This window comes from bacterium (assembly GCA_035370465.1).
GTDB lineage: Bacteria > Ratteibacteria > UBA8468 > B48-G9 > JAFGKM01 > JAGGVW01.
In genome coordinates this window covers 1-10,539 of sequence record DAOOVW010000053.1, presented here as the reverse complement: position 1 = coordinate 10,539, position 10,539 = coordinate 1, and the positions used below count along the sequence as shown (strand labels likewise).

Sequence of the window (10,539 nt, the reverse complement as noted above, 5' to 3'; positions counted from 1 at the left end):
TTTTAAGCGACCATCCAGATATAGAAGAGAGAATAAAAAATGTTCAGGCAACAATTGCAAACCTAAACTCTTCTTTACAAAATTAAAAAGGTTCAGTATATTGCTATAAATTATCCAAATTTTCAATTAATCTCTAAAAACATTTACCTGCAAAAGTTATTTTTTGAGTTTAATTCCCAATATGAAATAAGAACTTTTCATGGTAATGTCTATTTTTTCCTGTAAAAACAAGAAGCAACTATCCATAAATTTTTAACTACTAAAATTTCTAAAGTGTCCTCTTAAAAAAGTCAAATTTTAGTGTCCTTCTTGTTCAACCCCCGCGGTTAGATATGGCGTAATAAATTGTTTACCTCTTTCAAAACTCCACTTCTGCTTCTATCTTCACTGCTTCCTTTCTTTTATTATATGAATCCTTGAACTTCTCAAAAAACTGTGGAATGTTACCTATGGTATCTCAACTTTTTCAAGTTTCTTATTTGTGCGCAATTTTATGGTAAAACTTGTTGATAAGAACCTTTATCTTGATTAGATAAAGGAACTACTTCTAATTTTAGACAATATCCTATTTGGTTAAGAATATTTTCTACCGTCTCTATATTAGAAAACTCTCCTTCTTCTATTTTAGAAATATATTGTTGTGAGACACCTAACTTTTTGGCAAGTTGAGATTGAGATAAATTATATTTATTCCTATACTCAATAATTCTTTTAGCAACTTCTACTTTTTGTTTTATTATTTCATAACGAGATTTAAAATCTGGATTTTTTGTCATTTTCTCTTTTATATAATCATCTACTTTTCTCATAATTTCTCCTCCTCTTTTACTCTTTGGTAATATTCTGTTTTCCTTTTCTTTGCAATATTAATTTCTTTTTTCGGTGTTTTCTGTGTTTTCTTCACAAACCCATGCACCAGAATAATTTGTTTCTCATAATAAAAGAAAAACAAAATCCTAATCTGCCCCTCTTTTCCTTTAAATCGCAACTCAAATATACCTTCAGAAATTTCACTTGTATGCGGACAACGTAATTGCGGACCAAAATGTTCCAGTAATTCCTTTTTGTAAATAAACTTATCTTGTGTATCTTCATCCAAAGATTCAATAAAATCTTCTACTGGCGAATTTCCACTGACTGTCTTGTAAAAAATACAAATATAGTTTCCCATAAATAAATAATTTTTTAAGATTATACCACTATTTAGTTGTAATCGTCAAGTTTCCCAAAATATTCATTTAGAGAATTAAAATAAGGGAATAATTATAAGAAGTAAACAAAAGTATATTTGACCAATTTGAAATAAATATTTCTTCTTGCTTTTTATAAAGTGATTTAACTTTTGACGGGAGTTTTTTATACTCTTTTATAAAGTAATTTGTTTTTTCTATTTTCATTAAATTGGGGGATAGATTTTTATTGCAGAATTATATGCTTTTTTTATTTCTTTTGAATTCTCATATTCTTCTAAATTTTCTTCTGGAATTAATTTCATAAATTTCTAATAATTTTCAATTTATTCTAATTTCATTATTACTATATCAATTTTTTATTCTTTTACTTTTTCCATTTTTACCTCTTTTTGCGTTCCATGGTACTGCTAAAATTTCTTAATATCTCTTATATGTTTTTTAATAATCCTAAATTCCCATATTTTTTTAGGCATTGTGATATTCATACTGTTTTTACACCAAATATATACTAAAAATTAATTCCCCCCTCACCCTTCCCCTCGGGAGTAGTTTAGAATCCGTAGCCAAAAGCGAGGACCCTACGGGCGAGCCTCTCCCCTGTGGGGAGAGGATAGAAGGTGAGGGGGATTGTCTTTTCTTCGCCCCTGTGGGGAGAAGATTATGATGAGGGGGGATGTGAGAAGTGCAAAATGAAAAAATTGAAGACAAAGTTTCCCCACTTTATTAAACCGACAAAAGTTGCTTCCCTTGTGCCTCAGAGTTGGTGCGTCATTTTCCCCTTTAACAAAGGCCTGTCCGACGCGCATTTTGGCGGAGGGATAAAGGGGGATTTCAGATAGCACAACGGAGATTGAGGGGGATTTTGGAGGTTCAATAAGCACAACGGGAATTGAGGGGGATTGTTCTACACAGGCAGTTTATGTCACCAAGCAGGGTATAATGTACTAACTATCGGCAACCATAGTGCACCGGGTCTAATAGGGAGAAAAAGATTGTAAAAAGTGTTTAAATATGTAACCTTTTAGGAAATAACCTAAAGACCTGAAAGGAGGCATATTATGGGTAATTGTCTATTCGCTTGTTGTAAAATATGAAGAACAACATTTATTGGAATTGTATGGTGAGCAATACCGTAAATATATGTCAGAAGTTCCGCGATGGTTTCCAATGTCTTTAAACTTTAAAAACATAAGTTTTAAAAATGAATATCTCCGTTCTTCATTAATAGCAGAAATTCATTGTCTATTTGCTTTATTGCCACTTGTTTTTAAAGAAATAATATCGTTTTGGATTAAACTATAATTCGGATTTTTGTAAAAATATTTCTATTTTTTCTCACTGAAAGGGGTATTACAAATCTCACTTCTATTATTTATTTCTCATTTTTCTTGACCTGAAATGGTTTATCCAATATAATTTTTAAAAACTACATACCAAAATAGGAGGATATCCAATATGGGAAAATATAGTACAGATGTAAGAAAAATTTATAAGAAGAAACAAATAAAAGCAAAGGAAAAATTAAAAAAATTAGAGACAGGAGAAATTTCTTATAGTCAGTTAAATCGACTTTCTAAAAAACTTTTTTATAAAAGATTAAAAGCAGGTTATGAGTTTCCTGCAAGAATTTTCTCATCTGATAAAAAAAGTTCTGGAGGGGTCGCATAGAGGCCGAGTGCGCACGCTTGGAAAGCGTGTATCCCAATCTGGGATCGTGGGTTCGACTCCCACCCCCTCCGCTTTTAGAATGGTTTTATACTTAAAGAGAAATATATGGTAACAAAACATAAAATAATAATTGGTGATTCACGAAAAATGGAGGAAATTCCCGATAAATCAGTTCATCTTATTATTACATCACCACCATATTGGCAATTAAAAGATTACGGAGTTAAAAATGAGATTGGTTTTAATGATACTTATGAAAATTATATAAACAATTTAAATTTGGTGTGGAATGAATGTTATAGGGTATTATATGATGGTTGTCGTCTATGTATAAATATAGGCGACCAATTTGCTCGTTCTGTCTATTATGGAAGATATAAAATTATCCCTATACGAACAGAAATAATTAAATTCTGTGAAACAATAGGATTTGATTATATGGGGGATATTATTTGGCAAAAACCAACAACTATGAATACTACTGGTGGTGCTACTTTAATGGGCAGTTTTCCTTACCCAAGAAATGGTATTATAAAGATTGATTATGAATTTATATTAATATTTAAAAAACCCGGAAATCCCCCAAAGGATTCAAAAGAGTTAAAAGAAAAATCCAAACTTACAAAAAAAGAATGGAATGAATATTTTTCTGGGCATTGGAATTTTACCGGTGAAAAGCAAACGGAACATTTAGCAATGTTTCCAGAAGAACTACCCAAAAGATTAATTAAAATGTTCAGTTTTGTAGAAGATGCTATTTTGGACCCTTTTTTGGGCAGTGGAACTACAACTCTTGCTGCTAAAAATTTATATAGAAATTCAATTGGATATGAAATAAACGAAAATTTTTTATCAATAATAAAAGAAAAAGTTGGTATAGACAAAATAGATTTTATTCAAAATACAGAGTTTGAAATAATAAAGCAAAAATTTAGAAACACAAATTGGAATTTAGAGATTTCAAATTTACCTTATATCTTTAAAGACCATATAAAATTTGATAAGAAAATAGACCCAAAAAAATTAAAATTCGGTTCAAAAATTGACCTATCTGATTCAACAAAAAGAGAATTACTTTCAGTAAAAACTATTATTAGTCCAGAAGTAATTGAAGAAATAAAACAAGAGATTGAGAGATTGGAAAAATTATAAAAAATTTTTTAAATAATTTCTTGTGAGGTAAAAATAATATGAAAATAGGGATTGGGTTTGATATTCATAGATTTGAAAAGGACAGAAAATTTATTCTTGGGAGTGTTGAAATACCTTATAGTCATGGACTTATCGGGCATAGTGATGGAGATGTTCTTCTTCATTCTTTATCTGATGCTATTTTAGGTTCTCTGGCTAAACCAGATATTGGTTTTTATTTTCCTGATACAGATGAAAAAATAAAAGGAATTGATAGTAAAAAAATTCTAAAAAAAGTTCTTACAATAATGAAAAAGGAAAATTGTAAAATAGAAAATATTGATGTTGTTATAATATGTGAAAAACCAAAACTTTCTCCTTATGTCCCCTTAATAAGAAAAAAAATTTCTGAAATTACAGGGATTGATGAAAAAAATATAGGGATAAAAGTTAAAACATACGAAGGAATTGGTGAAATAGGAAAAGGAAATGCATGTGCCTGTCTTTCGTCTGTTTTAATTTCTTAAATTTCTTATTCCTGTTAAAATTATGCCCTATTAGTTATTCACTTTTTTATCTGCGTTCTTTACTTTTTTTTATCTACTCGCTACTTTCTGACCCCTGTTATTTCTTTTTTCCCTTTTATGTCTTTCACAATTGAGGATAACCTGATTTTTTTGAAGAATCTGTTTTTGTATCAGGAATATATGCACCTGTTCCTTTTATACTTCTTGCTTTTGATGAATAAAACATCCTTGCTGGTCTCCAGATATTATTTTCATAATGAGGAACAATATAAGTACCAGGAGGTACTATCTCATCAACTTTGTTAATTTCTTCTTCTGTCAATTTGATATCACACGCTTTTACTCCAGACCTTATATATTCAACTTTTCTTGCTCCAAGAATAGGTGCTGTTACACCGGGTTGTTGCATAAGCCATGCAAGAGAAAATTCTGCTAATGTAATTCCTCTATTTTCTGCAAGAGGAATAAGTTTTTCTATTACTTCTAAAATTTTTTCATCTACTTTCCCTCTTGCAAAACGGCCTTCTGTTGTTTCTTTTCCAGAACGATATTTTCCTGATAAAAGGCCTGACGCAATAGGCCAGAATGGAGTAATTCCAACACCATGTTTTACACACATAGGAATAAGTTCATTTTCAATACTTCTATCAAGGATATGGTAGGGGGGTTGCTCACTTACAAATTTTGCCCATCCATATTTCTCGCTTATAAAGAGCCCTTCAAGTATAATACTTGCAGGATGTTTTGAAGTTCCTATGTATCTTACTTTTCCCTGTCTTACAAGTGTATCCAAAGCATAAAGTGTCTCATCCATCGGGGGATTTGGGTCTATAACATGAATTATGTAAAGGTCTATCCAGTCGGTTTTTAGTCGTTTTAAACTACCTTCACAGGACTCAATTATATGCTTTCTTCCTGAACCATAATCATTTGCACCTTCTCCCATGTACCATCCAAACTTTGTTGCAAGAACTACTTTTTCTCTTTTTCCATTTTCAGCAAAAATCCTCCCTAAAATTTCTTCTGATTGCCCATAACAATCAGCAGTATCAATAAAGTTAACACCTGAATCAATTGCCTCATCAACAACCTTTTTTGCTTCATCATAATTGCTTTCTGTAAAATCACGCATTGTTCCTAAACATAATTTTGAAACTCTTAATCCACTTCTTCCTAACTGTCTATATTCCATTTCTTCCCCTCCTTCGACACATAAATATTCATCTAAGCATCCTTACCATTATATTAGAAAGAAAAAGCCCGCTAACTCTTTTTTAAAGCAAGACATATAAGGTTAAATCCTTTCCTTTATCTTACTACTTGCTACTTCTCAAGCAATTGTGTTGACTGATTGTTTATAAATTAACTAATAAAGTAGTTAAATATTCAACTGCAAAAGGTAAAATTTTTTCATCTATTTTAAATATAGAACTATGAATAGGTCCACATTTTTCTCCCATTCCAATATAAATATATGTTGATGGTATTTTTTGAGCAAAAAAAGCAAAGTCCTCTCCTCCCATGGAGAGACGAGATTCAGATAAACTTTCTGGATAATATTTTTGTGTAATGTTTATTATCTTTTCAGTAAGAAATGCATCATTTACATTAGCAGGAAGATGTTTATTATATTCAACTTTTCCTTTACAACCAAAAGAGGAACAAACTTTTTCTGTTATTTTTTCCATTTCTTCCTTTATTTTATCTCTTATGTCTTCTGATAATGTTCTTACAGTCCCTACAATTTCAACATCATCGGGAATTACATTAAATACAGACCCACTTGAAATTTGTCCAATTGAAACAACACAGGGAGCAATGGGGTCTATTTTTCTACTCACAATGGTCTGTAAAAAAGTAATAAGATAACCAGTACAGGTAATCGGGTCATTTGTTAAATGTGGACGAGAACCATGTCCCCCTTTTCCCTTTATTTTTATTTTAAACAGGTCAGTGTTTGCTGAAACAGGACCTTTGCCAATCCGTAATTTTCTAGATGGGATCACCGAATACAGATGAAAACCAATTATACAATCTACATCATCAATAACACCTTCTTCAATCATTTGTTTCGCACCACTTGGTGGTCTTTCTTCGCTCGGCTGGAAAATAAATTTGATGTTTGATTTTAGTTCTTTTAACTCAGATAAAACCTTTATTACCCCAAGAAGTATTGCCGTATGTCCATCATGACCGCAAGCATGCATACACCCTTTATGTTTTGATTTAAACGGAATAGGTGTTTTTTCTTCAATTGGTAAAGCATCTATATCTGCCCTTATTCCAAGTGTTTTGTCTCTTTTGCCTTTGATATATCCTACAACTCCTGTTGTTGCCTTTACCTGGTATGGTATTTTAAATTTTTTTAAAAGAGATTGTATTTTTTTTGATGTTTTAAATTCCTGAAATCCAAGTTCAGGATATCGATGTAAATCTTTATACCAACTAATAATATCTTTTTCTATTTTTTTTACCTTATTTTTTATGTCCTCCATTTTGAATATTCATCCTTTTTCCATTATAGACATTTAAAGTAAATATTAAATATTCAGTAAACCCGTGAGTAAAGCACAGAAGCACAAAGTTTTAGTAATGTGCGTTTTTAATTTTTCATTTATACTTGCTACCTCTTAGTCAACGCAGTTAACTGATTATATTATTACTTTGAAAAATAAAATTCAACAACATCTCCATCAGAAAAAATTGAGTTTGGTCCAAGAAATTTTAAAACACCCATATTTTTTGCTTTTTTCCAATCACCGATTTCAACAAAATTATTCCATGGCAAGACAGCTGCTTTTATAAACCCTTTTTCAATATCCTTATGAATTTTACCTGCTGCCTGTTTTGCAGATAAATTTTCAGGAATTATCCATCCCTGTGCAATATCCCCTTTAATTGTATAAAAAGTTATCATTGAAAGTTGCTCTATAATTTTTTTATAAATGTCTTCTTCTTCACTCACAACAGAATATGAGAGGTTAACTTTTTTCTTATTTCCATTTAAATATATAAGAAAGTCCTTTGTTGTAAGAAGTTGAATTCCCGAAAGTTGTCTTTTGTCATTTTCTTGTAATGACTTTAATAATTTATCTTTTTGTAATATCTCTAATGCCTTTTCTATAATTTTATTTTCTTCTATATTGCCTTCTTTATCTCTTGTTTGTTTTATTCCTTCTAATTTATCAATATCATGAAAAATAAGTTCCATTATCAAAGAATTTGCCTCTTCCTCTGGTTTTGCATCATCAGAAAAATTTTTAACAACACAAATTATTATATCAAGAGTATAAAAATTTTTAAAAAATTCTGGTGGAAAACCTTCACCTTCTGGAAAACCTTTAAAATCATAAAATTCAAATTCAGGAAATATAACTTTTTCTGGATTGAGAACCTCTTTTATTTTTTTCAATCGTTCATCTTCATATCTTCCAATTCCAATTTTTGGAACAAATGGGTCATAATTTTCTTCTTCTTTACCTGTATATTTCTTGAATAAAGTTGTTTTTCCACTTCCCTGATACCCAAAAAGTCCAACTTTAATTACCATAAATTCACCTTTACAAAAATATCTTCTTTCATTTCATGCAAAATACTAATATTATTTTGACTTATTTTACCCTTAATTGCAAAATTTTTACTTTCTATTCTTTTTAGATAATTAACAAAATTTTCAGAACTTGTTTTAAGTCCAATTTTTATATCTTCATCAGGGAAAATAAAATTCTCAATATTTATATCTTCTGTACTTATTTCAAGGTAGTTCTTTTTCTTAAAACTATCAAAAAATTCCTTAATTTCATCACTTAAAATATTCTCTAAAAATTTCCTTTTTTCATCAAATGCTTTTTTAATTATACTGAAAATTTTATCTTTACTTACTATTGAAGGTGTATTTAAACTTATTTTCCCTACATAAAGGATATCTCCCTGCCTTTCTTTGTTTAATTCTACTTCAAAAGGTCTTTCTTTGACAATTTCTGCAAGAAAATCAAATCCACCAAAAAGAGGTATTTCAACTGCCCTTAAAATATTATTATTACTTCCCTGCCAATTTAATAACTTATCTGACTTGAAAAAAACAAAGGAACACCAATCCATTGCTCTTTTTAAATTTTCTTCTTCATCTCTCCAATTAACTTCTAAACTATAAAATTTATCTATTTCTTCTAAACAATGTATAAAAATTTCTTTTTTAAAATGACTAAAAATTACTTCATCAGAAAAAACATTAGAAATTGCATATTCTTTTTTAATATGTTGCCCGAATTTCAAAGATAGTTGGTCTGGGGTCCCTTTAAAATTCTTAAAAATTTGCTCTACATCATAAAGAGGTATCCCAATACGAGAATGTTTTTCTCTTTCTTTTTCAAAACCATACTTTACTAACTTGCTATTTACAAGTTCTCTTATAATTGAACTTGTTAAAACATTTAGTTTTGAAGTAATAACTTCCTCTTCTACTTCACTTACAATAATTTCTGCAATATTTCTTGATATACCTGTTTCTCGCAGAAGTGCTTCTATTATTTTTTCTCTATTCCAGTCAGTTAAATTCTCATCACTTCTAACAACAGATATTTTTATATCTCTTATATTTCTTATTTCTTCTCTTTCAATTAAATCAGGTGGTTTTATTCCTTCTCTTACTTTTCTTACATTTGCTCTTCTTTGTCTATAAAGTATATATGCTTTGGCTGTTTTTGCATGCCCTGTTTTTATAAGAACTCTTTCAACTGCATCTTGAATTTCTTCAACAGATGGAGTTTGTCCCTGAAATTTCTTATTAAGATAAAGAGTAACTGCTTCTGTAATATCTTCTGCCAAATACCTGTTTTCTCCCCCTACACTTTTTGCTGCTTTAAATATTGCTTCTGTTATTTTTTCTTTATCAAAAGGAACAATTCTGCCATCTCTTTTTCTGACATTTTTTATTTCTTCCATTTTTTCATTATACTTTTTCTTTCCTTTAATGACAAACTTTTCGTTTCCTTGACAAAATAGTTATATTTGTGGTATTTTAAGTTTATGACTTTAGTGAAGTTTATCAGGTTGGTGTAGTTTTATTTTAAGCATGAGTATAGCAATACTTCTTTAATATTTATCATGCCGGGGTAGCTCAGTGGTAGAGCGCAGCCCTGAAAAGGCTGGCGTGGACAGTTCGATTCTGTCCCCCGGCACCTTCTATAAATAATCAGCCAACGTAGTTGACTGAAAGCAACAGGTAAAAAGGAAAAGCATCATTCCCTGTTGTGCTTGCTATCCCCTGCTTTTGTCTATTTTTCAAAGGGGAGTAGGGAATTTAATAAATATAATGTGAATTGAAAAAAAGGAGAGCAAAATAATGAAAGTAAACAGAAAAATTGTAGCAGAAAAATTAAAAGATTATTTAGATTTTAAAATATCTCATTCTCAACTTGTGGATTGGGCAGAGAATATAATTGAAAAGGGCGAGTTTGATGAAAATGATGTAGAAATTTTAAGAGAGATAGTAGGTTATATCGGGCTTTCTGATGTTAAAGAATTTGGGCTATCATGGGAAGATTGTAAGAATTTTCTTGAAAAATTGGGGTTTAAAGTAAAAGTTGAAGTTATAATTAATTAACTGTGGAAAAAAATAAAACAGTAGATAGGAAAAGAAAGATAAATGAGAAGAAATTTGGGAAGTGGGATACTTTTCCCGACGGAGGAAGAAAATATTGGATGGAAATAAGAGGTAAATCAGGGTGGAGTGCAAGATATATTAAAGAAGTAGATAAAAATGAAAATACAATAAAGTTTTATCAGGAAATTTATAATGGGAAAGGGGAATTGGTGGAAATCCACTGTAAATTCCCAAAAGATACAGGACATAAAAGAATTAGATAAAAGCAATACAAATCCCCCTCTTTACCCGTTGTGCTTGGAAACCCCGTAAGCCCAACTTAGCACTTCTGCGCCTGCCCGTCTGAGCATTAGCGAAGGAGGGTAGGGCTGGTTCGTATGCTTTCCTTAAACTGCCTGTGTAGAACAATCCCCCT

At 30.5% G+C, this 10,539-nt stretch carries 11 protein-coding genes, 2 tRNA genes and 1 pseudogene; 8 read left to right on the top strand and 6 right to left on the bottom strand.

Features of this window, described 5'->3' with window-relative positions; translation table 11 throughout:
- Positions 1-491: 491 nt before the first annotated feature.
- Positions 492-809: a helix-turn-helix transcriptional regulator gene (locus PLW95_07005; protein ID HOV22404.1), complete on the bottom strand. Its 318-nt coding sequence runs from the start codon at positions 807-809 to the stop codon at positions 492-494.
- The gene (locus PLW95_07000; GenBank protein HOV22403.1) at positions 806-1,171 is read right to left on the bottom strand and encodes a type II toxin-antitoxin system RelE/ParE family toxin; all 366 of its coding nucleotides are present in this window, start codon (positions 1,169-1,171) and stop codon (positions 806-808) included. The genes PLW95_07005 and PLW95_07000 overlap by 4 nt, the downstream gene beginning before the upstream one ends.
- Before the next feature lie 1,162 nt (positions 1,172-2,333).
- Between PLW95_07000 and PLW95_06995 the strand changes: the two genes are divergently transcribed.
- From PLW95_06995 to ispF, 5 genes and pseudogenes are all read left to right on the top strand, one after another.
- The gene (locus PLW95_06995; protein ID HOV22402.1) at positions 2,334-2,495 is read left to right on the top strand and encodes a hypothetical protein; all 162 of its coding nucleotides are present in this window, start codon (positions 2,334-2,336) and stop codon (positions 2,493-2,495) included.
- Positions 2,496-2,648: 153 nt separating this feature from the next.
- Entirely contained in the window at positions 2,649-2,861 is a 213-nt protein-coding gene (locus tag PLW95_06990) for a hypothetical protein (GenBank protein ID HOV22401.1), read from the top strand.
- Positions 2,847-2,932 (top strand) — tRNA-Ser (locus tag PLW95_06985). Before PLW95_06990 ends, PLW95_06985 begins: the two co-directional genes overlap by 15 nt.
- Positions 2,933-2,966: 34 nt before the next feature.
- Positions 2,967-3,971, top strand: a pseudogene (locus PLW95_06980) (site-specific DNA-methyltransferase).
- An 80-nt stretch (positions 3,972-4,051) separates the two neighbouring features.
- Complete coding sequence (gene ispF / locus PLW95_06975) at positions 4,052-4,519, top strand: 2-C-methyl-D-erythritol 2,4-cyclodiphosphate synthase (protein HOV22400.1); 468 nt, start codon at positions 4,052-4,054, stop codon at positions 4,517-4,519.
- A 124-nt stretch (positions 4,520-4,643) separates the two neighbouring features.
- Here ispF and PLW95_06970 read toward each other — a convergent pair whose 3' ends face one another.
- The 4 genes from PLW95_06970 to PLW95_06955 form a co-directional block, all read right to left on the bottom strand.
- A complete protein-coding gene (locus PLW95_06970) occupies positions 4,644-5,711 on the bottom strand; it encodes an aldo/keto reductase (protein HOV22399.1) in 1,068 nt (355 codons plus the stop codon).
- A 163-nt stretch (positions 5,712-5,874) separates the two neighbouring features.
- Positions 5,875-7,014, bottom strand: coding sequence for an amidohydrolase (locus PLW95_06965; GenBank protein ID HOV22398.1), 1,140 nt, complete (start codon positions 7,012-7,014; stop codon positions 5,875-5,877).
- Between the two features lie 164 nt (positions 7,015-7,178).
- Positions 7,179-8,069, bottom strand: a complete 891-nt coding sequence (locus tag PLW95_06960; GenBank protein HOV22397.1) for a DUF933 domain-containing protein — start codon at positions 8,067-8,069, stop codon at positions 7,179-7,181.
- Complete coding sequence (locus PLW95_06955; protein ID HOV22396.1) at positions 8,063-9,463, bottom strand: ATP cone domain-containing protein; 1,401 nt, start codon at positions 9,461-9,463, stop codon at positions 8,063-8,065. The genes PLW95_06960 and PLW95_06955 overlap by 7 nt, the downstream gene beginning before the upstream one ends.
- A 164-nt stretch (positions 9,464-9,627) precedes the next feature.
- Between PLW95_06955 and PLW95_06950 the strand changes: the two genes are divergently transcribed.
- The 3 genes from PLW95_06950 (at position 9,628) to PLW95_06940 (ending at position 10,387) form a co-directional block, all read left to right on the top strand.
- Positions 9,628-9,699, top strand: a tRNA-Phe gene (locus PLW95_06950).
- Positions 9,700-9,863: 164 nt separating this feature from the next.
- Positions 9,864-10,124 carry a hypothetical protein gene (locus PLW95_06945; protein ID HOV22395.1) on the top strand — a complete coding sequence of 87 codons (261 nt, stop codon included), beginning with the start codon at positions 9,864-9,866 and terminating at the stop codon, positions 10,122-10,124.
- A 2-nt stretch (positions 10,125-10,126) separates the two neighbouring features.
- On the top strand, positions 10,127-10,387 hold the full coding sequence (locus PLW95_06940; protein HOV22394.1) for a hypothetical protein: 261 nt from the start codon (positions 10,127-10,129) through the stop codon (positions 10,385-10,387).
- The last annotated feature ends 152 nt before the right edge of the window (positions 10,388-10,539 follow it).